General features: G+C 65.3%; 18 protein-coding genes and 2 tRNA genes. 14 read left to right on the forward strand and 6 right to left on the reverse strand.

What is annotated here, in order from left to right; genetic code table 11:
- Positions 1 to 42: 42 nt before the first annotated feature.
- Together larB and larC are read left to right on the forward strand one after the other, a co-directional pair.
- Entirely contained in the window at positions 43 to 834 is a 792-nt protein-coding gene (gene larB / locus Q8K99_05880) for a nickel pincer cofactor biosynthesis protein LarB (protein ID MDP2182081.1), read from the forward strand.
- A complete protein-coding gene (gene larC, locus Q8K99_05885) occupies positions 831 to 1,994 on the forward strand; it encodes a nickel pincer cofactor biosynthesis protein LarC (protein MDP2182082.1) in 1,164 nt (387 codons plus the stop codon). The genes larB and larC overlap by 4 nt, the downstream gene beginning before the upstream one ends.
- A gap of 250 nt (positions 1,995 to 2,244) precedes the next feature.
- Here the strand turns inward: larC and Q8K99_05890 are convergent, their stop codons facing one another.
- From Q8K99_05890 to Q8K99_05905, 4 genes are all read right to left on the reverse strand, one after another.
- Positions 2,245 to 3,471 (reverse strand): DEAD/DEAH box helicase, encoded by a 1,227-nt coding sequence (locus Q8K99_05890; GenBank protein ID MDP2182083.1) that lies wholly within the window; start codon positions 3,469 to 3,471, stop codon positions 2,245 to 2,247.
- Positions 3,472 to 3,664: 193 nt separating this feature from the next.
- Positions 3,665 to 3,880, reverse strand: coding sequence for a hypothetical protein (locus tag Q8K99_05895; protein MDP2182084.1), 216 nt, complete (start codon positions 3,878 to 3,880; stop codon positions 3,665 to 3,667).
- A gap of 210 nt (positions 3,881 to 4,090) precedes the next feature.
- Positions 4,091 to 4,176 (reverse strand) — tRNA-Leu (locus tag Q8K99_05900).
- A gap of 76 nt (positions 4,177 to 4,252) precedes the next feature.
- Complete coding sequence (locus Q8K99_05905; GenBank protein MDP2182085.1) at positions 4,253 to 5,095, reverse strand: hypothetical protein; 843 nt, start codon at positions 5,093 to 5,095, stop codon at positions 4,253 to 4,255.
- 123 nt (positions 5,096 to 5,218) lie between these two features.
- On the opposite strand from Q8K99_05905, the gene Q8K99_05910 reads away from it, so the two are divergent.
- The 9 genes from Q8K99_05910 (at position 5,219) to Q8K99_05950 (ending at position 17,962) form a co-directional block, all read left to right on the forward strand.
- The gene (locus tag Q8K99_05910) at positions 5,219 to 6,946 is read left to right on the forward strand and encodes a serine/threonine-protein kinase (protein ID MDP2182086.1); all 1,728 of its coding nucleotides are present in this window, start codon (positions 5,219 to 5,221) and stop codon (positions 6,944 to 6,946) included.
- A 37-nt stretch (positions 6,947 to 6,983) separates the two neighbouring features.
- Positions 6,984 to 7,736, forward strand: coding sequence for a DUF3662 and FHA domain-containing protein (locus Q8K99_05915; GenBank protein MDP2182087.1), 753 nt, complete (start codon positions 6,984 to 6,986; stop codon positions 7,734 to 7,736).
- 2 nt (positions 7,737 to 7,738) lie between these two features.
- Positions 7,739 to 8,158, forward strand: a complete 420-nt coding sequence (locus Q8K99_05920) for an FHA domain-containing protein (protein ID MDP2182088.1) — start codon at positions 7,739 to 7,741, stop codon at positions 8,156 to 8,158.
- Complete coding sequence (locus Q8K99_05925; protein ID MDP2182089.1) at positions 8,155 to 9,234, forward strand: Stp1/IreP family PP2C-type Ser/Thr phosphatase; 1,080 nt, start codon at positions 8,155 to 8,157, stop codon at positions 9,232 to 9,234. The genes Q8K99_05920 and Q8K99_05925 overlap by 4 nt, the downstream gene beginning before the upstream one ends.
- A gap of 8 nt (positions 9,235 to 9,242) precedes the next feature.
- The gene (locus Q8K99_05930; GenBank protein MDP2182090.1) at positions 9,243 to 11,975 is read left to right on the forward strand and encodes an FtsW/RodA/SpoVE family cell cycle protein; all 2,733 of its coding nucleotides are present in this window, start codon (positions 9,243 to 9,245) and stop codon (positions 11,973 to 11,975) included.
- A 109-nt stretch (positions 11,976 to 12,084) separates the two neighbouring features.
- Positions 12,085 to 13,902, forward strand: coding sequence for a Stk1 family PASTA domain-containing Ser/Thr kinase (gene pknB / locus Q8K99_05935; protein MDP2182091.1), 1,818 nt, complete (start codon positions 12,085 to 12,087; stop codon positions 13,900 to 13,902).
- Between the two features lie 46 nt (positions 13,903 to 13,948).
- A complete protein-coding gene (locus Q8K99_05940; protein ID MDP2182092.1) occupies positions 13,949 to 14,737 on the forward strand; it encodes a hypothetical protein in 789 nt (262 codons plus the stop codon).
- The gene (locus Q8K99_05945; protein MDP2182093.1) at positions 14,737 to 15,465 is read left to right on the forward strand and encodes a hypothetical protein; all 729 of its coding nucleotides are present in this window, start codon (positions 14,737 to 14,739) and stop codon (positions 15,463 to 15,465) included. Before Q8K99_05940 ends, Q8K99_05945 begins: the two co-directional genes overlap by 1 nt.
- A 121-nt stretch (positions 15,466 to 15,586) precedes the next feature.
- Positions 15,587 to 17,962, forward strand: a complete 2,376-nt coding sequence (locus tag Q8K99_05950) for an ATP-binding protein (protein ID MDP2182094.1) — start codon at positions 15,587 to 15,589, stop codon at positions 17,960 to 17,962.
- A gap of 38 nt (positions 17,963 to 18,000) precedes the next feature.
- Here the strand turns inward: Q8K99_05950 and Q8K99_05955 are convergent, their stop codons facing one another.
- Positions 18,001 to 19,158 carry a Fic family protein gene (locus tag Q8K99_05955; GenBank protein MDP2182095.1) on the reverse strand — a complete coding sequence of 386 codons (1,158 nt, stop codon included), beginning with the start codon at positions 19,156 to 19,158 and terminating at the stop codon, positions 18,001 to 18,003.
- Between the two features lie 339 nt (positions 19,159 to 19,497).
- On the opposite strand from Q8K99_05955, the gene Q8K99_05960 reads away from it, so the two are divergent.
- From Q8K99_05960 to Q8K99_05970, 3 genes are all read left to right on the forward strand, one after another.
- On the forward strand, positions 19,498 to 19,776 hold the full coding sequence (locus tag Q8K99_05960; protein ID MDP2182096.1) for a hypothetical protein: 279 nt from the start codon (positions 19,498 to 19,500) through the stop codon (positions 19,774 to 19,776).
- A 54-nt stretch (positions 19,777 to 19,830) separates the two neighbouring features.
- Positions 19,831 to 21,072: a hypothetical protein gene (locus tag Q8K99_05965; GenBank protein MDP2182097.1), complete on the forward strand. Its 1,242-nt coding sequence runs from the start codon at positions 19,831 to 19,833 to the stop codon at positions 21,070 to 21,072.
- Between the two features lie 107 nt (positions 21,073 to 21,179).
- Positions 21,180 to 21,255 (forward strand) — tRNA-Arg (locus Q8K99_05970).
- Positions 21,256 to 21,604: 349 nt separating this feature from the next.
- Here Q8K99_05970 and Q8K99_05975 read toward each other — a convergent pair.
- A complete protein-coding gene (locus Q8K99_05975; GenBank protein ID MDP2182098.1) occupies positions 21,605 to 22,960 on the reverse strand; it encodes a Fic family protein in 1,356 nt (451 codons plus the stop codon).
- Positions 22,961 to 23,146 lie beyond the last annotated feature (186 nt).

The raw sequence follows: 23,146 nt of genomic DNA on the forward strand, positions 1-23,146 counted from the left end.
AACCTCAGGGTATGAGTGTCATCGCCAAGAGAGAGGCGCTTCATGGATCCCCAAGACCTTCGTTCCCTTCTTGAGTCAGTTGCAGCGGGAACCGTCGACACCGACGGCGCCTTCGAACAGCTGCGCACTCTCCCGTTCTCCGACATCGACGTGGCCAAGGTGGACCATCACAGAGCGCTGCGATGTGGGTTCCCGGAAGTAATCTTCTGCCAGGGCAAGACGCCCGGGCAGGTCCGAAGCGTCGCGCGCGAACTGCTCGACCACGGAGATGTCGTGTTGGCCACGCGGGCCAGTGCGTCGCAGTACCAGGCGCTCGCCCAGATAGCGCCTGACGCGCGCTACTTCGAGGCGTCGCGGCTCATTGTGGTCGACCGCCGCACCGACCCGCCCCGCACCGGTCACATCGTTGTTGCGTCCGGCGGCACCGCGGATTCTCCGGTAGCGGAGGAGGCCGCCATCTGCGCGGAGGTCATGGGCAACCGGGTGACCCGCGTGTTCGACGTCGGTGTCGCAGGCCTTCACCGCCTGCTCGCGCATCAGGAAACCCTGCACTCAGCCCGCGCAATCATCGCGGTGGCCGGTATGGAGGGCGCCTTGCCCTCGCTCGTCGCGGGCCTTGTGTCGGTCCCGGTCATCGCGGTTCCGACATCTGTCGGCTACGGTGTGAGCTTCGGCGGAGTCGCTCCTCTCCTCACGATGCTCAACTCATGTGCCTCGGGAATCGGGGTCGTCAACATCGACAACGGATTCGGGGGCGCGGCCCTGGCAAGCAGGATAAACCACACGCCCCCGGCCGAGGACTCTCCGGCCGATGCCACCCCTGAGCAGCCGTGATCGCGTATCTCGACTGCACGAGCGGTATCTCCGGCGACAAGTTCCTGGCCGCCCTCATCGATGCCGGCCTTGCCGAGGAGACCCTCGCGGCCGCGCTCGATTCCCTGGGTATCGGCGCGCGCGTAGCGACCGCGCGGGCGGTGCGGGGCGGGTTCGAGGGTCTGTCGCTACGCGTTGACTCCGGCGATGTCCAGCCCTCCCGGAACTGGTGTGACATACGGGCGCTCATCAGCTCCTCGGCCTTGGACGCGCCCGTCATCGAGGGCGCACTTGCCGCATTCGACCTGCTGGCCCGGGCCGAAGCACTGGTACATGGGGTTCCGGTCGACGAGGTCTACTTTCACGAGGTAGGGGCCGTCGACTCGATCGCGGACATCGTCGGGGTTGCCCTTGGGCTGCACGTTTTGGGCATCACCGGGCTGTACTGTTCGCCCGTATCGCTCGGCTGGGGCACCGTCGACACCGAGCACGGAACACTCCCCGTGCCTGCCCCTGCCACCGCCGAGCTGCTCCAGGGCATCCCGGTAGTCGGGGGACCAGCCGAAGGCGAGATGACGACGCCCACTGGCGCGGCTCTCTTGCGAGCGCATGTCGTCGCCTACGGCCCGATGCCCGCCATGCGCGTCGAGCGCATAGGCCGGGGGGCCGGCTCTCGCGAACTGTCCGTACCGAACGTCGCGCGCCTGTTCTTTGGCGAGGCGGAGCATGGCGAGGCTGAAACTGAACCGGTCGTGCTCCTTGAGTCCAACATCGATCACCTCTCGCCCGAGCATGCCGCATTCGCGGCCGAACAGCTGCTCGAAGACGGTGCGCTCGACGTGTGGCAGACCCCGATCGTCATGAAGAAGGGGCGCGCGGCGACCCTGATCAGCGTGCTCGTTCGCGCGGGTGACGAAGCGCGAACGGCTGCTTCGATCATGGAGCTCACGGGCACGCTGGGCGTCCGCATCGCACCAACAGCGAGGTATGCGGCAACGCGAACCATCGTGCATGCCGAAACGATCTGGGGACCGGTTGCCGTCAAGGTCGCCGACTTCTCCGGCGCACCGCGCTACCGGGCCGAATACGAGGATTGCGCCCGCATCGCGCGGGAACAGGGCGTCCCCATCCGCGAAGTATGTGAAGCTGCGGAGAGGGCTGCGCGCGACGACAGCGCGTAGCGACCCGCTACGCGGCAGCCCCGCCAGGCGGGGCTGCCAGGCAGGGCCGACGTCGGTGCTCGCTGATCTTGTCTAGCGCCCGCAAGCCCCGAACTAAGTTGGCGCTGGGACCCTCATGTGGAGATGCCGTTGGCAGGAGTCCCACTTCATGAATCGGCAGAAACAGTCCGCGGGATAACCCTCGCAGCAAAGGTTGCGGGCATGGTTCTCGCGCCTCGCCCGCAAGGTGGGCCACCGAATCGGCAGCCGACTAGAAGCGACGTGTGCTCGTGCGCCCCCCGCGCTTCCCGACGCCGCCCGAGAATACGCGCCGGGGAGCCGCCGACGCCGTTTCGCGGTCCACGTCAGGAATCACGCGATCGCGATACTCGAAACCCTCCACGTCGCGGGTGGGAACCACGGTGTCGATGGCGCTCTCGATCTCACGCCAGGCCGTCATCTCCTCGTATGAGAGGAGTGTGATCGCGATACCCGTCTCCCCCGCGCGGGCGGTGCGTCCGATGCGATGCACGTAGTCATCCGGACGCTCGGGCGCATCGTAGTTGATCACGTGTGTGATGCCATCGACATCGATACCTCGGGCCATTACGTCCGTGGATATGAGAAGCGCGTGCTTGCCATTCCGGAAGCCCTCGAGCGTTTGCGTGCGGGTAGACTGAGGGAGGTCGCTGTGAATGGTCGCCGCCTCGACACCGCTGGAGTTGAGCGCCGCCGCAAGCCGGTCAGCCCGCCGCTTTGTCCGTGTGAACACGATGGCCCGGTATTCGGTCGTCTGCTTGAGCAGGGCGACCATGAGTTCGGTCTTCTGCATCGAGCTCACCGGATACGCGTACTGCGCGACCTCGCTCACTGGGGTGGAGGACGGAGCGACGTCGACGCGAACCGGGTCGTGCAACGTGTCACCGATGACGCGGAGGACCGCGCTTGAGAGGGTCGCCGAGAAGAGCATGTTCTGCCGCTTGGGCATAAGTAGTCTCAGAATCTTGCGCACATCCGGCCAGAACCCCATGTCGAGCATGCGGTCCGCCTCATCAAGCACCAGCAGTTCCACGTGAGACAGGTCGACATCCCCGCGTTGCTGGAGATCGAGAAGCCGTCCCGGTGTGGCCACGAGCATATCCACGCCCGCGTGCAGCCCCTTGATCTGCGACTTATAGCCCACTCCCCCGTAGACGGCGAGCACGCTGTGGTGCGTGTGGTGCGCCACGGCTCGCGCGACCTTCTCGATCTGCACGGCGAGCTCGCGGGTCGGTGTGACGACCAACGCTATGGGTCGCTTGCGATGCGGTATGGACTGCAGCAGGGGAAGCACGAAAGCCGCCGTCTTCCCGGTGCCGGTCTGAGCGCAAGCTAGGACGTCTCGTCCTTCAAGCACATATGGTATCGCCTGCTCCTGAATCGGTGTCGGCTCATCGAAGCCGAGCTCCGCAATAGCCTCGAGCACAGCTCCGTCAAGTCCAAGGTCAGAAAACCCCATGCATCTCCTTTGTGTTCACCGCGTCGAGCGATCTCGCCGCTCATCGTCAGAGCATCGCCCCCAGGGCCATACGTTCCGATGATACCCCGTGTGGCCCGGCTTTACTTGCGTGGGTCGCGTCCGGCACGTTCAGGCAGGTAGGATGGAGGGGCCTGGCCGAAGACCGTGACCCCGGCAGGCGAACCCCAGATCCCTAGAGGTGCCGGATGTAGTAGCGGCAGTGACGATTCCGAGGGCAGTCGGACGGCAGCTCTTTGAGCGGGAACGTCCAGTAGTCGCCCTCGACGAAGCAGCTGCACGCCCAGCGCCTTTCATCCTCATTGATGCGCCTTTGGAACAGGTCGTCCTCGAGCGGGCGCTCCCGCCACCAAGTGCACTTCCCTTTGACGGGCGCGTAGCCCTCGCTCATGCGATCGCTCCCGGTAGCCCTCCTGCGTTACGTCCCATCATCGCACCTGCGTGCCCGGCGGAACTACCTGCCGAGGAACCTGTGGTGATTGTACCCTTCGGGCGGCCTCACTCGTCGGCGGCGGGCGGTCGGGTCGGATAGGTCCGGCTCGAGAAGACGCCCCCGTAGACGCAGAACGACCCCGGAGGCCGGGGCCGTTCGATGTCGCTTTGGTGCGGGTGAAAGGAGTTGAACCTTCACGGGGTTGCCCCCACATGGACCTGAACCATGCGCGTCTGCCATTCCGCCACACCCGCGTAGCGCGAGTAGTGATGGTAGCACTGCTGGTCACAGTGCGCAAAGAGGGTGGATGTCGCAAGTGCGAAGATGGTGCTACGGCGCGGTCTCCCACGGCTGCACCTCATGGATCGCGTAGCCGTGCTCGGTGCCCCACTTCGTCGCGGCCGCCTTGGCCTCTTCGCTTCCGCTTGCCAGAATCGCGTTCGCCATCTTCACGTCGCCGAACTCCTCGAGGGCGGCTAGGATGTCGGCGTCGGGCACGCTGCCCCAGCCCCGAACCACGCCCACATATATGCGAAACGTCTTCTTGCTCGCCAGCATCTTCGAGAGCTCGTCCGGAGAATCGGCGAGTATCTCTGCCAGTCCGATCGAGGCCGGTCCAAACACATCCGCGTCCTTGCTTCCGAGCCGCTTGCGCAGCTCGGGCACGGCGGCCTGTCCTTGGCCGGCAAGACCCTCGCCGAGGGCTTCGACCGAGAAGACGACCGCCCGCTTCGCGTCGACCTGTTCGAGCAACGCCGACAGGACGCGCGGGTCCTCGAGCCCGCCGAACGCCCGGGCGAGAGCCGCCAGCTCCATCTTGCGCAGCGTGTCGTAGGTGTCGGTCGCGGGGTCGAGCGTGGCCACGTAGGCAAGAAGCGGCTCCACGGCGCGGGCGTCACCGGCGACACCCAGAGGGCCGACGGCCATCGAGGCCGTGTCGGGCGATTCGAGCAGGCCGAGGAGTGCGTCGACGGCTTCGGGCGTACCGAGCTCCCCGAGCGCAGCCACGGCATCGGAGCGCTTCGTGTAGTCGAGGTTCCGGTCCTTGGCCATCTCGACGAGGCCGGCCACGTCCCCTTTGTCGCGCAGGCTTGACGCGGACGCGCCGCATCCAGCAAGGCCGAGCGAGCACACGAGCAGAGCAACGAGCAGTACGATGCGGCTCTTCTTCACGGCAATCGCCTCCCTGCGGGGATTCTACGCCGGAACGTACCTCCCGGTCTCGTACATTCTGCTCGGCACGCTGACGGGCTCGCACGCTAGAATAGGCATCGCACCGGCGCACCGGGAGACTCCTTGGACCAGCCGCTCATCCTCGACAGGTACCGCCCGCTGACCGAGCTTGCGACCGGCGGCTTTGGCGAGGTAACACTCGCCTACGACACGCGCATGCAGCGACGTGTCGCCATCAAGCGGCTGCCGTTCCCACACGACCGCTCCGGGCACCCCGTGACGCCTGCCGGCCTCGCCGAGGCAAGAACGGCCGCGCTACTCAACCATCCAAGCATCGTCACCGTCTACGAGTGGGACACCGACGATGATGAAGCGTTCATCATCATGGAGTACGTGGACGGCGCATCCCTGGCCGACCTGCTCGACGCATACCGGGGCCCGCTCGACGACGACGAGGCCGCAGCGGTGATCGAAGCGGTCGCCTCGGCACTCGAGTTCGCACACGACAACGGGGTGCTGCATCTCGACATCAAGCCGGAGAACGTTCTCATCACGCGCGACGGGCGCGTGAAGGTCACCGACTTCGGCGTGGCAACGCTCTCGGCGGCGAGCGGCCACGGTCCCGCCGTCGGAGGCACGCTGGGCTACATGCCGCTCGAACAGCTCCGCACCGAGCGGGTCGACGAACGCACCGACGTATGGGCCTTCGGCGCCTTGGCCTTCGAGATCCTCACCAACGCGAACCCGTTCGTTGCCGACAGTATCGAGGGCGCGATCTTCAAAGCCGAGATCGTCGAGCCTCCCGCCGCCGGGGAGTTCGAACCGTCGATCCCCCCGGCGATCGATCACATCCTCGCAGCCGCGCTGGAGACCCACCGCACCGACCGCTACTCCGGCGTGACGGAATTCGCGAATCGCCTGCTCGACCACCTCGGCGACGCGAGCGCTGGACGCGAGTCTCTTGCCGATGCGATAGCACTGCACTTCGCCGAGTCCGATGACTCTGCCGGCGGCGGCTTCGACACCCTCGGGCTGTGGGACCGCCTCGCGCCCCGCAGCGGCGCCGCCACGCGGGCGACCGCTGCCCTGCTGTCAGCCTGGCTCGCGTGGGCCGGCGCGCTGCCGCTCGGCTTCGGCACGGCAGCTGCCGCTGCCGTGGCCGGCCTGGTCGCGCTCGCGGCAGTCCTCGCGCCCGGCCTCGGCACCGGCCTCGCACTCCTCGTGCTGTGCGCCGGCATCGGCGCCGGTGCCTCGTGGCCGCTCGCAGCAGCCCTCGCCGCGATCGGGACCGCCGTCTGGCTCGCAGCCGGTCGCCGCGACAGCGGCGTCCTCGCGGCCCTCGTCGCGCCGCCGCTTGGCGTCGCGCATCTAGCGCCGACGGCCCCGCTGCTCGCCGGGTTCGCACTGTCGCCGCTGCGGGCGGCTCTCCTCGGCGGCTTCGGCGCGACGCTCACGATGCTCGCGTCGGCCGCATCCGGCGGCGAGGCCCCGTACCTCCTGGTCGCCTCGCGCTGGCTCACGGACCCCATCGGCCTCCGTGCTCCAGACGCCACCATAAGCGCACTCCTCACGTCCTCCGCCGCGCTCGCCCCCATCGTCGCCTGGGGCCTCGCCGCTGCCGCGATGTCGCTCGCCTGCCGCCGGGCATCCCGCCCCGCCGCGGTGCTCGGGGCGTTCCTTGGCACAGCTGCGCTGTACGGGGGCTACGCGCTCGCTGACGCAATCGCCCGGCTCGGCAACACCTCGGCAACGTGGTCGGGGCAATCGTTGCTCCCACACGTGACCGCCTCTCTTATACTGATAGTGCTCGTCATCGCGGCCGGCCCTCCGGTCCGCGGCGAGGAAGAGTGACCCGCAGGCGGGTCGCAACCGAAACCAAGGGGCGCACGTGAGTCTGCTGTCCGACTTCGAAGATCGCATCGGCGGAGCCGTCGAAGGCCTGTTCGCCGGCGCCTTCCGCTCACCGGTCCAGCCGGTTGAGGTCGCAAAGGCGCTCGCGAAGGCGATGGACGACCGCCGGGTCGTCGGCGTGGGCAAGATCTACGCCCCGACCTCGTTCACGGTGGCGCTCTCGTCGCAAGACACGGAGCAACTCGGCGCGTTCGCTCCGACGCTGGCCGGGGAACTCGCAACCTACCTCATCGGCCACGCCGACGAAGCGGGCTACACCCTCGCCGCCCGTCCGGCCGTACGTTTCACGGTGCACGACAACCTGAGGCTCGGGCGCTTCCGCGTGAGCGCCGAGATGGCCGAGGCGTCGCCGCCTGCGACGGCGAATCAGGCCGACAGCTCGATCGCAGCCTCGCCAGTCGCGACCGTCGGCGTCGGCTCGCCCTCACCACCGGCCGTCCACGCGCTCGCCACAGTCACAGTGTCCGGCGTGCAGCACGACGTCGCTCTCAAGGGCGACCGGGTGCTCATCGGCAGGCTCGCGACATGCGGAGTCTGCCTTCAGGACGCCAACGTCTCGCGCGAGCATGCCGCTTTCGTGCGCGAGGGTGCCGACTGGGCAATCGAGGATCTCGGGTCGACGAACGGCACGCTTCTCAACGGAATCCGCACCCCCCAAGCTCGACTCCGCGACGGCGACACGATCGTCGTCGGCGTCACCGAGCTCACGTACCACGAGCCGAAAGGGTAACGATGGTCGACATCGTCCTTCTCGTGGGCAAGTTCCTGCTTCTTGCGATGGTCTATCTGTTCCTGCTCGCGGCTGTACGGGCGGGGGTCGGGCTTGTCGCCGAAGGCGGACCGCGCGCACCCCGGGGGCTCGCGCTCGCGGTGGTCGCCGGGCCCAAGGAACTCAGGGGCACGAAGATCTCCTTGGCGGGGCCGGTCGTGATCGGCCGATCGCCGGGTGCCGACATCGTGATCGCCGACGACTTCGTGTCGTCGATGCACGCCCGGGTCAGTCCCTCGGGAGACGCTGCCGCCATCGTCGAGGACCTCGGGTCGACGAACGGCACGGTCGTCAACGGCCAGGAGATCCGCGGGGCGATCGAGGTCGTCGCAGGTGACGAGATCGACCTGGGCACAGTCCGCGTCAAGCTGGTGAAGACGTGAGCCCCCGGGCCGGACGCTCCGACTACGCAGGCCTGTCCGATGTGGGCCGGGTCCGCACGCACAACGAAGACGCGGTGCTGCTAAGCCCGCCCCTCTATGCTGTCGCCGATGGTCTGGGTGGACACCTGGCGGGCGAGGTGGCGAGCACGCTCGCCATCGAGACGCTGCTCCAGCACGCTCCGCTTCGTGCGGACGCGAAGGCGCTGGGGCGCGCGGCCCGTACCGCCAACAAGGCCGTGCTCGAGGCCGCGCGAGACGCTGATGCGCGCTCAGGCATGGGCACGACTCTCACCGCCGCTCTCGTCGAGGGAACACGCATCGCTGTGGCCCACGTCGGGGACAGCCGGGCATACGTCCTGCACAACGAGCGGCTCGAACGAATCACGGAGGACCACTCCATGGTGGCCGACATGATCCGCGCCGGCACACTCACCGAGGAGGAGTCTCGCACCCATCCCAACCGCAGCGTCATCACCCGTGCGCTCGGCTCAGACCCGAACATGTACGCCGACACCTTCGAGGTGGACGCCTCGCCCGGTGACCGGCTCATTCTGTGCTCGGACGGCTTGACATCGATGCTCACCGACCCTCAGATCGCAGAGATCGTGAACTCCTACCGCGACCCCGAGGTCGCCGTACGCTCGCTCATCGACGCTGCCAATGCGGCCGGAGGCACCGACAACATCTCGGTCATCGTCGTGGAGATCCGCAGCGAGCACTACGAACCGACGGCGGGGCGTCGGCGGGGCGCGCTCTGGGTTTCGGGTGTCGTGTGGGTCTTCGCCGCGATCGCGCTCGTGCTCGTCGCGGGGTTCGGCGCCATGCGCTACGCGCAATCCCGCGCCTACGTCATCTCCGAAAGCGGCTCCGTCGTGCTCTATCGCGGAGTCTCCGGCGATTTCGCCGGAGTATCGCTGCGCTGGCTCGAAGAGGAAACGACCATCACCGCGCGCGCGCTGGGTCCGGTGACCTCCGCCCGCCTTCTGCAGGGAGTGCCGGTCGACGGGGTCGCCGCAGGGATGGCGCTTCTCGACGAGTACCGCGCGCAGGTCGCCACCGAACCCCCGTCCTTCTAGGGGACTCGATGCGAAGCCGCCGCAACACAGAACTCCTGCTCCTCCTCGCGGCCGCGCCGGCCGTGGTCCTGGTGTTCGCCCTCGTGCACGGACACGCGCAGTCCACTCTCACCGCCCGCGACTTCGCGGTACCCGTCGGACTGATCGCAGCTTTCGCCGCCGCCCACCTCGCGATACGCCGCCTGGCGCCCGCCTCCGATCCGGTGCTCCTACCGATCGTTGCCGTGCTCTCGGGCATCGGCCTGGCAGTCGTCACCCGTCTCGACTCAACGCTCGCAGCAAGCCAGGTTGTTTGGGTGTTCGGCGGCGTTGCCGCAATGGTGGCCACACTCGTTGCGGTTCCCTCGCTCGAGCGAATCGCGCGTTACAAGTACACCGTCATGCTTTCGGGCCTGGTGCTTCTGCTTCTGCCCGCGTTCGTCGGCCGAGAGGTCAACGGCGCCAAGCTTTGGCTGCGCATCGGAAGCCTGTCCTTCCAGCCCGCCGAGATCGCCAAGGTGCTCATCGTGCTCTTCCTTGCCGCCTACCTCGCCGAGAACCGCGAGGTGCTGTCGGTCTCCACCCGACGCGTCCTTGGCATGTGGCTTCCGCCTGCGCGGCAGCTCGGACCCCTCGTGATGATGTGGGCGATCTCGCTCGTCGTGCTGGTATTTGAGAAGGACCTTGGCTCGAGCCTGCTGTTCTTCGGCCTGTTCCTTGTGATCGTATACGTCGCCACGGGTCGCGTGGCCTACGTGTTGGTCGGCATCGTGCTGTTCGCGATCGGCGCTACGGGCGCCTACTTCGCGTTCGGCCACGTACAGACGCGCGTCGCGATCTGGCTCGACCCCTTCGCCGATGCTGCAGGCCAAGGCTACCAACTCGTCCAGTCGCTGTTCGCTCTGGCGGCGGGACGTATGACGGGGGTCGGCATTGGCCGAGGATTCCCCGGGCGTATCCCCTTCGTCGAGACCGACTTCATCTTCGCCGTCATCGGGGAGGAACTCGGTCTGCTCGGCGGTGCCGCGCTCATCATCGCCTACCTGGTGTTCTGTATGCGTGGACTTGCCACCGCGGCAAGAGCTCGCTCCGACATGGCCGCTTTCGTGGCCGTCGGCCTCGTGGGCGTGTTCGCTCTGCAGACCTTCGTCATCATCGGCGGTGTGACCCGGCTCATCCCGCTCACCGGAATCACACTGCCGTTCGTCTCCTACGGCGGCTCCTCGGTGCTGTCGAACTTCATCCTGCTCGCGCTGCTGCTCCGCGCCGGCGACGCAGGTACCGGTCGCGAGACGGCGCTGACGACGGCCGATCCTCACGGCGTGCTCGGGCGCGTCGCGCTTTCGCGCAGGCTCTCGCACACGGCCGCAGCCATCTCGCTGCTCATGGTCGCGCTCGTCGCCAACCTCACCTGGGTGCAGGTCATCAGCGCCGACGCGCTCGCTGCCAACCCGGCCAACACCCGGGGACTGGCGGAGGAGCAGCGCTCACCACGCGGAACGATCACGACTTCCGACGGCGTCGTGCTTGCCGACGTGGCCAAGGAGGGCTCGCGCTACAGGCGCGTCTACCCTGAAGGTGACCTCGCGTCGCACGTCCTTGGCTATCACAGCCTGACGTACGGGCGGGCGGGCATCGAAGCCACGATGAACGAGGCTCTGACGGGCAAGCGGGAGTTCACGACCTTCCAGGACGCGATCGAGGCGGCGGCGGGGCTTCCGGTGCCCGGCAACGACGTGGTGCTCACCATCGACAGCGTGGTGCAGCGCGCGGCCGAGGAGGCTCTCGGGAAGACGCGGGGCGCATGTGTGGCGATCGATCCGCGCACGGGCGCGGTGCTCGCTATGGCGTCGAACCCGGGCTACTCTCCCGCCGAGGTCGACACGCGGTGGGAAGATCTCTCCTCGGCAGGGAGCGCACCACTGGTGAACCGCGCGACACAATCGCTGTACCCGCCGGGCTCGACCTTCAAGATCGTGACGCTGACCGGGGCGCTCGGCGCGGGCATCGCAACGCCCGAGAGCACGTTCTCCGGCAAGTCGCCGATGGAGATCGGGAACGCCCCGGTCACCAACTACGGCGGCACGAGCTACGGCACCGTGACTCTCTCGAGGGCCACCAACAGCTCGATCAACACCGTATACGCGCAGCTTGCGGTCGAGCTCGGAGCGCGTGAACTCGTTGCGCAGTCGGGCGCGTTCGGCTTTGGTGCCGTACCTCCACTCGAGATACCCGGCAAAGCCTCGCTGATGCCCGATCCGGGTGAGATGACGACGTGGGAGACGGCGTGGGCGGGCGACGGACAGCCGGTCGGCGAGCACGCGAGCCCGCCCGGGCCCCAGGCGACGATCACGCAGATGGCACTTATTGCCGCGGGAATCGCCAACAACGGCGTGGTCATGCGGCCGTACCTGATCGACCACATCGCCGATGAGGCCGGCCTCACGCTCTCGAGCACTTCACCGCAGCCATGGATGACCGCCACGGACCCATCGACCGCCGCAACCGTGCGCGCCATGATGATCGACGTGGTCAAACGCGGTTCCGGCGGCGGTGCGGCGATTCCTGGAGTGACCGTCGCGGGCAAGACCGGAACTGCCGAGGCAGGCAAGAGCCTCGAGACGCACGCGCTCTTCATCGCGTTCGCCCCTGCCGAAGATCCGCAGGTAGCGGTTGCGATCATCCTCGAGAATGCGGGCGTCGGCGGCAGGGTAGCGGCTCCAGCGGCTCGCAAGGTATTGGAGGCAGCGCTCAAGCGCTGAGAAAGGACCCGATGCAGGGAGCATCGGCACGGCGCTTTCGGTAGAATGTATCAGGCTGTAGTGGCGATTCGGCCTCTGGGTCCCACAAAGGGAGACGCACGTGGATGACATGGTGTTCGGCCGCAGGTACCGGGCGATCGAGAAGATCGGCTCCGGCGGCATGGCCGACGTCTACAAAGCCGTCGACGACGTCCTTGGCAGGACCGTCGCCGTCAAGGTGCTCCACGCGCGGTACGCCTCGGACCCCAACTTCGTGGCGAGGTTCCGCCAGGAAGCGCAGGCGGCGGCCAATCTCTCCAACCCCAGCATCGTCAACATCTACGACTGGGGCAACGACAACGAGACGTACTACATCGTCATGGAGTACGTGCGTGGAACCGATCTCAAGACGCTGGTGACCGACCGCGGACAGGTCGACCCCGTGAAGGCCGCCGAGTACGGCGCCCAGGTTTGCGCGGCGCTCTCCGTCGCTCACGGGTACGACATCATCCATCGCGACATCAAGCCGCACAACATCGTGCTCACCCCCGATGGCCAGGTCAAAGTCATGGACTTCGGCATCGCGCGGGCAGGCAATTCGAACATGACGCAGACCGGCTCGGTCCTTGGCACGGCGCACTACGTCAGCCCGGAGCAGGCCCAGGGCCGCAAGCTCGGCCCGGCGTCCGACCTCTACTCGCTCGGCGTCGTGCTCTACGAGCTCACAACCGGTCGCGTCCCCTTCGAGGCCGATTCGCCGGTCGCCGTAGCGCTCAAGCAGGTCAACGAGGACCCAACGCCGCCGCGCGAGATCAACCCGAACATCCCGCCGTCCATGGAGGCCGTCATCCTGCGCGCCATGGCAAAGTCGCCGTCGGAACGGTACGCCTCGGCCGAGGAGATGCGTCACGACCTCATGCGTGTCGCATCGGGTCGCATGGTCGAAGCCCCGGTGCGCGCAGGCGACGAGACCTCGGTGATGCCCGCCGTTGAGCGCGCCGAGCGACTCGGGGAGACCCGCGTGCGTCCGGTCCCTCGGCGTCGTCCCTGGTGGCCGTGGGCAGCTGCGGTCGCCGCGCTTGTGATCATCGGTCTCATCGCGGCGTACGTAGCGGGACTGATCGGCGGCCCCAGCGGCATCGTCGTGCCGGACCTGACCGGCATGACCGAGGAGCAAGCGGCCGAGGCGCTCACTGCGGTCGAGCTCACTCTGGGCGAGGTCACACCCAAGTTCAGCGAGGAACCGGCCGGGACGGTGATCTCGCAGTCACCGGAGCCCGAGACGAAGGTCGAGAAGGACTCCTCGGTCAACGTCGTCGTGTCGAAGGGTCGCGAGCTCTTCGAGATCCCCGACCTCACGGGCATGACCGAGAGCAACGCGATCAAGGAGCTCAAGAGCGCCGGCTTTGTGCTCGAGAACATCAAGCGTGAATTCAACACCGAGGAGCCCGCCGACACGGTGTTCGACCAGACCCCGGCGGCAGGCGAGATGCATCCGGCAGGGATGACCATCTTGCTCTTTGTGAGCAAGGGCACGGAGCTCAAGAAGGTCCCGACCGTCACCGGCATGAAGACTTCGGATGCCAAGGCGGCGCTCGAAGCCGAGGGCTTCAAGGTCAAGGTAAACGAGGAGTACAGCGAGACGATCGCCAAGGGGAGGGTCATCCGCCAGACGCCCGAGGGCGGCGTGTCGATCGACGCGGGAGAGACCGTCACGATCACCGTCTCCAAGGGCACCGATATGATTCCTGTGCCTGAGATCATCGGCAAGACCGAGCACGAGGCCAAGAAGATGCTGAAGGACGCGGGCTTCGACGCCCTCGTGAACTATCAGATAAGCCCGGACGATGGCCTCGTGCTGACCTCGGATCCCATACCGGGAGCAACCGCCAAGCGCGGCTCAACAGTCACGATCTGGGTCGGCCAGGCACCTGTACCGGGACCGTAGCCCAATCGATCCATCTGCCGCGCCCATCGGGGGAAGGATGGCGACCATGACCAGGCTTCAGCGTCTCTGCGTAGGGGCTCTCGCAGCCGCGCTCGTTCTCGCCGCGCTTCCCGCCTGCAAGAAGACACCTGCCGAGGAGCCCTCCCCGGCGAGAGAGTCGGCCAGCATAACCGCGTCGGGCTGGGCGGCTGCAACATCGACGCCGGAACCCGCCACGGCCACCGGCGAGATCACCACGCCCAAGACCGGCACCGCACTGCGCACCGCTCTCATGGATGCCGCCCGCGCCAAGCTCGGAACGAAATCGCAATTCTACGTCTACCAGCTCTTCGTCCAGGGCAACACCGCCCTCGGTGACATCGAAACGGTGGACGGTGGCGTGCGCTCCTTCGTCGCGTGGTCGGGCCCCGTGTGGGAAGCCGAATGGAGCGCGACCTACGGCTCGCACGGCGCAAGCACCGGCGACGCTCGCACGACACTCCCCTCTCTCTCCGACGAGCTGCTGCGCACGCTGAACTGGGATATGCCCAAACCGGCACCTGCCGCTGCAATGAAAGCCAGCCTGTCCGACGAGGTCGTGAAGTGGTCGAGCAAGCTGATGTCAGGTGCGGGTGCCCCCTACAAGATCGCGGTCGTCAAGGTGGCCCAGGCCAACGACGGCACGTGGTGGGGCCGCGCTATCGTCCAGCCGATGCCGGGTGGCGGCAACGCGTACGAACCCCTCAACTTCTGGTGCAGCTACGTCGGTGCCGAGTGGACCGGACAGGCGCAGGACCCTGAGCCCCCCGCGCCTATGACGTACTTCCCGTCAGACGTGATCGACGAGCTGTTCTGATGCCCGACGAGATACATCTGGTACCGGTGTGGCTCGCCGAACCATTCGTGCTGCTCCGCGAGTTCATCCAGGAGGCGCTTGATCTCACTCTCGTGACGATCGGCGGCATCGAGACGATGGCTGTCCTGCCCTTCCTCCTCGACGACGCCGAGGCCAGTGCAGGAATCGCCGAGGACGGCTTCGACCGAGCCTACCTGAGCGCGCTCAGCTCGGTGCTTCCACTGGCCCAGCGCGAGCGTGACAGCGACTACCGGCTCACGCGCGGACACGCGGTCATAACATTGTGGGCGGCGCTGGAGACCTGGCGCGACGATCTCGTCGTGACCTGGCTGCTGCGGGTGCAGCCCGAGCTCCTTGGCGAGGAGACGGACGTGGAGCCCGATGACCTCGAAACGGCGGCGCGTGTCCGGCTTCGCAACTGGAACCGGGAACTGCGGGCCAACGGCGTCGAGGTGTTCGAACACATCTTCGCCAAGGTCGGGCTCGACGGAAATGTGCCGGATGAGACGGCGGAGGCATTGCTTGAGATGCGGCAGATCCGGCACGTGTACGCTCACGGAGGCGGTCGCGCCGATGCCACCTTCCTGGAGCGATGTCCGTGCTTCGAGGTCGCGCCCGGCGAACTGGTGCCGGTGTCGGATTCGCAATTCACGCGCTATGTCCGCGCCAGCCGCGCCTACACCGACCTCGTGATGTGTCGCGCGATCGCTTCGCTTGGGATCCAGTAGCGAGCCGTTCTTCCGCGGCTCTCCAAGAGCGCGACGACGGCCTGCCACCTGCAGAGGGTATGATGCGGAGAAGGGAAGTCGGCGCGCCATGGACGGACGCGCGCTCAAAGGAGTCCTGCCCATGTCGCCTGCACGCAGCGAGATACCAAAGGTCCAGCGACCCAGACGAGCCCCCTACTTCCTGAGTTTCGTGTTCATCGCAGCCTGCGTTGTCGGCGCTGCAACGTGGTACTACGCTGCGCAACGAGGTGAGGTCCAGCGACGGGCCTTCAACGAGATGGAGACGATCGCCGAACTCAAGGCGCAGAGCGTGTCCAAGCTCATGGGGAGATACGGAAGCCAGCTGCGCAGAACCGCACGCAGTTCCTACTTCGACGAAGAAGCTCGACTCTACATCGCAGGAGAGCGTGCGCCTTCATCGACCCAGGCAATGCGCGCGCGGCTGGATCTCGACCTGGGCGAGGGCGGCTTCTACGACATGGCCCTACTTGACCGCGAAGGTGGCGTGCTCGTAAGCGCCACACGCGGAGGCGACATGGTTCTTGCCCCGCAGGACCATGCCCTCGTGGCCTCTGCCGCCACCCCAGATGAGATCAAGTCGAGCAGCCTCTATCTCGACGCTCAGGGTCGCCCCATGATTGACCTCATCGCTCCCATCCCCCCCGATCCGGATTCGGAAGACGGCGAGCCACCCGGATTCGTGCTCGCCCGCGTGGATCCAGCCGAGGAGCTCTATCCGACGCTTCTCACGTGGCCCGTACCCAGCGAGACCGGAGAGACGCTGCTGGTACGGCGCGACGGAGACCAGATCGCGTACCTGAGCGAGCTCAGGCACCGCAAGGGAACCGTCCTCAAGCTCGCGCTGCCTGTCACTGTCGAAGCACTGCCGGCAGCGCGCGCGGTCCTTGGCGACTTGGCCCCGGCGGAAGGGACAGACTACCGCGGCGAACACGTCATCGCTGCGTCAGGAGCAGTGTCCGACCTGCCATGGTGGGTGATCGCAAAGGTTGACGCGGCCGAAGTCTACGGGCCTTTGCGCACCCTCGGGATTACTACCGTGCTTATCGTGACCGGCCTGACGCTCACCGCCGGGGCAACCACGAGTTGGCTGTGGAACCGCCAAAACACGCGGTCCTACCAGTCTCTTCTCGAATCAGAGGGAGCCCGGGCCCACGCGGAGGATGCGCTTGCAGAGAGCGAGGAGCGGTACCGCCTCGCGGTGGAGTCGACCTCCGACGCTCTTTGGGACCTCGACGTCTCCACGGGCAACATGGTCGTCAGCTCCCGCTACTACACGATGCTCGGGTACGAGCCCGATGAGTGGCCGCCCACGATGGATGCGTGGCGTGGGCTCGTCCACTCCGAGGATCTGGCCTACGCGGAGAGCGCTCTCGAAACACTCTCCCGGGGAGCGTCGTTCGTCGCGGTCGAGTTCCGGCTGCGCGAGCAAGGTGGTGCTTGGCGGTGGGTTCTGTTGCGCGCCAGCGTGGTCGAGCGCCGCGAGGACGGGACACCCGTGCGAATCATCGGCACGCATGCCGATATCTCGGAACGCAAGGCGCAGGAAGATGAGCTGGCCCAGCATCGCACGCAACTCAAAGGCCTGGTGAGGCAGCGGACCGAGGAACTCGAAGCGGCAATGGAGCAACTGCAGGCTGCCAACGAAGAGCTGGCGGCGGTGAACGAGGAGCTCGATTCCTCAAACTCAGAGCTCGATTCGGCGAACGATGAGCTCCAGACATCCAACGCGGAACTCGAACGACTGAATGCCGAGCTGAAGCAGGCGAATCAGGCGAAGAGCTCGTCCCTTGCCAACATGAGTCACGAACTGCGCACTCCGCTCAACTCGATCCTCGGCTTCACGGGTATCATTCTCCAGGGCTTGGCCGGACCGCTCACCGACGAGCAGCACAAACAGCTTGAGATGGTCCAACATTCGGGCAGGCACCTTCTGGCGCTCATCAACGACATCCTCGACCTGCAGCGGGTCGAGGCAGGACTCACGATCGCCCATTCCCGGGATTGCATGGTCCACGACCTGGTCGTTTCCCTCGTCGACACGATTCGCCCTCTCGCCGAGGAGAAGGGGCTCGAGGTCCAGATCGACCTCTCCGACGCCCCCGAGCACATGGTTGTCGACAGCCGGGGCCTGGAGCAGATCCTGCTCAACCTCCTCGGAAACGCGGTCAAGTTCACCGAACGCGGCGAGATCGGCTTGAGGGTGTGGTCGATCGATTCCCTCGTTCGCTTCGCGGTGTGCGACACGGGCCCGGGCATACCCGTCGAGAAGCAGGACGCGGTCTTCGGCGAGTTCATCCAGCTGCCCTCCGACGATGAACTCAGCCCGACAGGCACCGGTTTGGGTCTGTCGGTTTCCCGGCATCTGGCAAGAGACCTCGGCGGTCGGGTCGAGCTGGAGAGCACGCCTGGCGAGGGCTCGACGTTCACGCTGGTGCTGCCGCTCCAAGCCGATGAGGGCCACAGAGTGCGCGCCTAGCGCTCCGCACGACCTCTCGAAAGTGCGGGACTCTCTCGCTACCGCTCATCCTCCGCGAAGATGTCGATGTAGGACGTGTATCGGAACCTTCGGTTCCTGGCCCGCCCTGTCGTCTCGTTGAGCAGATCATGCTCCACGAACTTCGACATCAGGCTGCTGGCTGCCGGATAGCTGACGTCCGTCATCCGCGCAATCTCGTTCACTGATACGTAAGGCCGAGTGTACAACCGCTCGAGCACCATGAGGGCGTTGCCCACAACCCGCCCGAACTGATCGACAATGAGTGAGCGATGCTCCTCGCGAAGGGCCACGATGCGGCGAGCGGTCTCGGTCGCCTCCCTCGATACCTCCGCCATGCCTCTCAGGAAGAATTTGAGCCAGCTCTCCCAGTCTCCCTCGTCTCGAATGCTCTGAAGGAGTTCGTAATACATCACACGGTGCCGTTTGAAGTAGTGGGAGATGTACAAGACGGGTTTGATCAACGTTCCTCTCTCACACAGCAGGAAGGTGATCAGTAGTCGACCCACCCTTCCGTTGCCATCAAGGAACGGGTGGATGGTCTCGAACTGCGCGTGCGCCAGCCCGATTCTGATGAGCGCCGGGATCGGGTCTCCCGAGTGCAGGAACCTCTCGAAATCCGCGAGCGCCGAGGATAGCTCGTGAACGGGCGGCGGAACGAACGATGCTTCTCGAAGAGTCGCACCGCCACCGCCAATCCAGTTCTGCGTCGAACGCAGTTCGCCGGGATGCTTCTCGGCCCCTCGGACATCCCGCAGTAGGCGCTGGTGTATCTCCCGTAGAAGCCGCGTGGACACGGGCAGGTCTGCCAGACGCGCAAGGCCATGGTTCATGGCATCTACGTAGTTCAGCACCTCGTCAACATCACGCGGACGTGTCGGGTCGGTTATGGCCGCCTCGGCCTCGAGCACATCGTTCAGGGAGCTCTGCGTCCCCTCAATCTGACTCGAAAGGACTGCTTCCTTTCGTACGTACATGAAGACGAAGATCTCCGGGTCCGGCAAGGTCTGTATCGAACCATCCAGGCGGCCCAGTGCGCGATCTGCATCCGACAACAAGGCGACCATCTCATCGTCCATCTTGATGGGCGGATGAGGTGGCAGAGGCGCCGGAATGAACGCGAGGTAGCCTTGCGGTTGGCGAACGTAGCGCCCGGCTCGGTATCTCGTCTCAGTCATCGACATCCCTCTTTGTCTTGCTAAATGCTAGATTGAATATAGACAGTATCGTGATTCTTGGCAAAGGCTAGGTTGAATAGCGGCCACTTCGTTGTCGACAAGTCAATAGTGCCTTGAACATACGCGTGAAGCCACGGTACCGTGAGAGCCGCTCAGATCCCGCCCGGTCGGCTGGTGACAGCTGCTATACGACTACTCGAACCGCTCGCGGAGCCCTCCGGCTTGTCGGGTCTGAGTGCACTTCCCTTGGGCGTCGTGGCAGGTGTAGCCTTCGCGTATGGGTCCACTGCCGATACGGCATTGCGGCGCTGTCGTGGTCTTTCGCCAAGGAGGCTAGTCGTGCTGAAGAGAAGCATAGAACTCATCCGTGACGGAGAACCCCAGGTGCTGCTTACCTGGCACAAGCCCGACGGGGAGGGTGGGACCATTCCTATTGCCATGGAGTTCTCGGATGCTGTCGACGAGGAAACGCGGCAGCGAATCATCCACGTCTGTGAACGCCCCATCAATGTGCTCGAGAACGGCAGGCCGACCAAGGCCCTCTCCGGAAGCTCCAGGCATTTCCTTAATCTGCCAAAGCTTCTGGCGCGGTTGGGTTTCCGGGTCCGGGTCTGCTGATCCGCCACCGCCCCGGGGACGCAAACACCAAGACAAGCCGAGGAGATGAAGTCGATGCCCGCGCGCTTCATGTACACGCCAGTGCTCCCCCCGTTTGCGGGAGCTGGCCAGGACGAGTCGGTCGTATCCGGATACGCGGAGAGGCTCGAGACGATGGGCGGCATCCGCCGGGGCGCGGAGGACTACGAGGACCGATTGCCGCTGCTTCTGCTGATCGCCACGGGCGGCACCGAGGGAGCGGCACTGGAGTTGCACGAACGGCGCGAGGCGAGCGTCCTCGGTGAGCCCGTGTTGCTCGTCGCCCATCCCGGCAACAACTCCCTGCCCGCAGCACTCGAGATACTCGCGCGCCTGCAGCAGGACGGGACAGCCGGGCGCATCGTCTACCTGCGCGGAGTCGGCGACGAGGGTGGCTGGGCGGCACTCGACCGCACGGTTCACGACGCGGTTGTCCGCGCCGCACTCCACGAAGCACGCCTCGGGATGGTGGGGACGCCCTCGGACTGGCTCGTGGCAAGCTCACCGGCACCCTCGGTCGTCACGAACATGTGGGGACCAGAGATCGTGGCAGTCGCAATGGAGGAGCTGACCGCGGCGATCGAGGCAGTCGGTGAGGAGGTGGCGGCGGCGGGTGCGACATCGCTCACGAGCGGCGCGACCGCCTGCGCGGAGCCCACCACCGCCGATCTGACAGAGGTCGCCCGCGTGCATGCTGGGCTGCGCAACATCGTCGAAGCGCGCCGACTCGACGCACTCACGGTGCGCTGCTTCGACCTCGTTCTGCAGCGCGGCACGAGCGGTTGCTTCGCGCTCTCCGAACTCACCGACACGGGCGTGATCGCCGGTTGCGAGGGCGACGTCGTGAGCACGGTCGGGATGCTGTGGGCGAGCCTGCTCACCGGCGAGGTGCCGTGGATGGCCAACCCCTCCGACCTCGACGAGGCGGCCAACGCACTGTGGCTGGCACATTGCACGGTCCCGCGGAAGCTGGTCGAGAGCTACTCCCTGCGCTCGCACTTCGAATCCGGCCTCGGTGTCGGCATCCAGGGCACGCTGCCGAAGGGTCCCGTCACGCTGCTGCGCATCGGCGGCGCGCTGATGGACGAACTCTGGCTTGCCGAGGGCGATCTCACCGACGTCGGCGCCAAACCGAACCTCTGTCGCACGCAGGCGCGCATCGCACTCTCCCGCGGCAACGTGCGAGACCTGCTCACCGCGCCGCTCGGAAACCATATCGTGATGGTGCGGGGTCATCACGCGGACCGGCTCGCCCAGTGGTGGGAGACGATGCTCTGAGCGTGGTCCGCAGGGGGTTCCGGGGACCGGTTGGGCTGATTGCCGGGCGATGATATCCTTACTCAGCCCTGCGAGTTCGATCGATCGGGATGGCTTGCAGGAAGAACGCCCTCGTAGCTCAGGGGATAGAGCACAGGTTTCCTAAACCTGGTGTCGCAGGTTCGAATCCTGCCGGGGGCACCAACGAAACACCGAGGTCGGCGGGGGAATCGCTCCCCGCCCCTCGTGCTTCATCGACGCGGTGTCTCGCGCTGCTGCGGAAATGCTGCGGAGCCAGTCACCCGCAAGAGCCTGGTTCACTGACTCCTCGTGCTCATCGTCGAGGCTATCAGTAGTTCGGTAAGATGATAGAACTCTGAGACTTGGAGTGTTTGCCCTGCTCAGGGGCCCAGACGAAGTGTCCGCCAATCTCAATCGTCTGACTGACTTGGCCACTATCAACTTGTACTTCAACTGATAGAACACTGATAGTTTAGACGTCTCCGCAGTTCACAGAACTTCTGGAAACCTCACTTGCCCGTGACCCTCTAGATCACTTAGGGACATGGCTGCCACGTATCAGTTCACGAAGGTTGGATGCGGGCGTGAATACGAACTGCCGCCCGCTCTTCTTCTTGGTCAGATAGACGCTATCAGCCAGTGCGTACAAGTCGGAACGAGAGGTCGCATAAGCGACATCATGTGATGACGCATGGGATTCGATTGTCACCTGCACACTGGGGTCCTTGAGTGCACGAATCAACACGGCCCGTTGACGATGATTGAGTGTGACATCTCTCTTCAAAGACCTCTGCAAGCGTTCGTCTTCTTCGCTCTTGCGACCGATATACTCGTGTAACTCAGTGATGGACTGCTCGATCGCGTGGAGGTTGAACGTCACGAAGTAGGTCACGTCGCAATCATCCTGCTCCGAGTAGAGATAGGCTCTATCGTACTGCCCTCGTCTCCCGAGAATCACCCGCGAAATCGCCAGGTACTCGAACAACCAGTACCCCTGCTTCAGCACGAATAGGTAGAACAGGGCACGTGCTGTTCGCCCGTTTCCGTCAACGAACGGATGCAGATAGGCTAACCAGAAGTGGAGAGCGATAGCCTTGAGTACTGGGTACTCGAAGTCCCCAGACTCGTTGTTTGCGTAGTCGCACAACGCCTGGAGTTGCGCGGGTATCTGGGAGGCTTCTGGGGGGGTGTGCAGAATCTCCAGTCTAATCTCGTCGGCCACCACGACATCGTCCTCACGAGTGCGGTAGCGGCCCGAGTCCTCGGGGTGCTCCAACGTTCCCTCGGTCATGAATGCTTGCAGTTCGCACAGCAATTGCGGAGTTATCGGCTTGTCGCGATAGCCCTTCATCTTCTGGATGGTCTTGTAGTTGTTCAGAATCATCCGCTCAGCGTGGTCGGCTGGCTCTCTGCCCGTTCGCAGCATGTCTTTCGCCACGCGAGTGGTCGTTGAAGCACCTTCGATTTGGCTAGAAGCAATTGCCTCCTCCATGAGCGAGTTCACGATGAAGCGCTTCTGGTTCTCGGCTGGAATACCCTCGCTCTCCATCGTGACAGTGCCGCCGGCCCTTTGGTCGATGACGTGCAAGCACCTCAGGACTTCAGGAGTAAGCGAGTAGGAGAACACGTGGCCATGCGCGTCGACAACAGGTGTGTCGCGCCTGTCTAGTGCTCGGCTCAGTTTCAGAAGGAACCACGCAAGGTTGTGGTCTAGACCCTTTGGTATGGGGAGATGCTTGAACTTGTCCCAGTACAGGTAGTCGCTGTTCGCCTTCCGTAATACGTCTCGCACCAAAGGATTCTGAGCTAGGCCCATGACCTCGCTCAGGTTGAGAGTGGTCTTCGCAAGGTCAACTCTGGGGGCGGGTTCAAGCGTCTTCTTCTTCACACGGACTCCTAAGTATCAATCGCACGCCTAACTGATAGTAACACTCTAAGGACGCTATGCATAACAACATGAACGAGTCAACGTGTTGGGATGCCGCGCGGCGAGAGGCTGTAGTTCCATTCTCCGTGGAAGTCGCTGCGCTCGATGGCCAGGGAGTCCATCTCCTTGTCGGTGACCTTCCTGCCG

It is taken from the genome of Actinomycetota bacterium (assembly GCA_030682655.1).
Lineage (GTDB): Bacteria > Actinomycetota > Coriobacteriia > Anaerosomatales > JAUXNU01 > JAUXNU01.

What these genes read in the sequence shown, in the direction of transcription:
- Q8K99_05950 (MDP2182094.1), top strand. Translation starts at nt 15,587, where the DNA reads ATGTCGCCTGCACGCAGCGAGATACCAAAGGTCCAGCGACCCAGACGA.
- Q8K99_05920 (MDP2182088.1), top strand. Translation starts at nt 7,739, where the DNA reads ATGGTCGACATCGTCCTTCTCGTGGGCAAGTTCCTGCTTCTTGCGATG.
- Q8K99_05945 (MDP2182093.1), top strand. Translation starts at nt 14,737, where the DNA reads ATGCCCGACGAGATACATCTGGTACCGGTGTGGCTCGCCGAACCATTC.
- Q8K99_05930 (MDP2182090.1), top strand. Translation starts at nt 9,243, where the DNA reads ATGCGAAGCCGCCGCAACACAGAACTCCTGCTCCTCCTCGCGGCCGCG.
- Q8K99_05955 (MDP2182095.1), bottom strand. Translation starts at nt 19,158, where the DNA reads ATGACTGAGACGAGATACCGAGCCGGGCGCTACGTTCGCCAACCGCAA.
- Q8K99_05895 (MDP2182084.1), bottom strand. Translation starts at nt 3,880, where the DNA reads ATGAGCGAGGGCTACGCGCCCGTCAAAGGGAAGTGCACTTGGTGGCGG.
- pknB (MDP2182091.1), top strand. Translation starts at nt 12,085, where the DNA reads ATGGTGTTCGGCCGCAGGTACCGGGCGATCGAGAAGATCGGCTCCGGC.
- Q8K99_05965 (MDP2182097.1), top strand. Translation starts at nt 19,831, where the DNA reads ATGCCCGCGCGCTTCATGTACACGCCAGTGCTCCCCCCGTTTGCGGGA.
- Q8K99_05890 (MDP2182083.1), bottom strand. Translation starts at nt 3,471, where the DNA reads ATGGGGTTTTCTGACCTTGGACTTGACGGAGCTGTGCTCGAGGCTATT.
- larB (MDP2182081.1), top strand. Translation starts at nt 43, where the DNA reads ATGGATCCCCAAGACCTTCGTTCCCTTCTTGAGTCAGTTGCAGCGGGA.
- Q8K99_05940 (MDP2182092.1), top strand. Translation starts at nt 13,949, where the DNA reads ATGACCAGGCTTCAGCGTCTCTGCGTAGGGGCTCTCGCAGCCGCGCTC.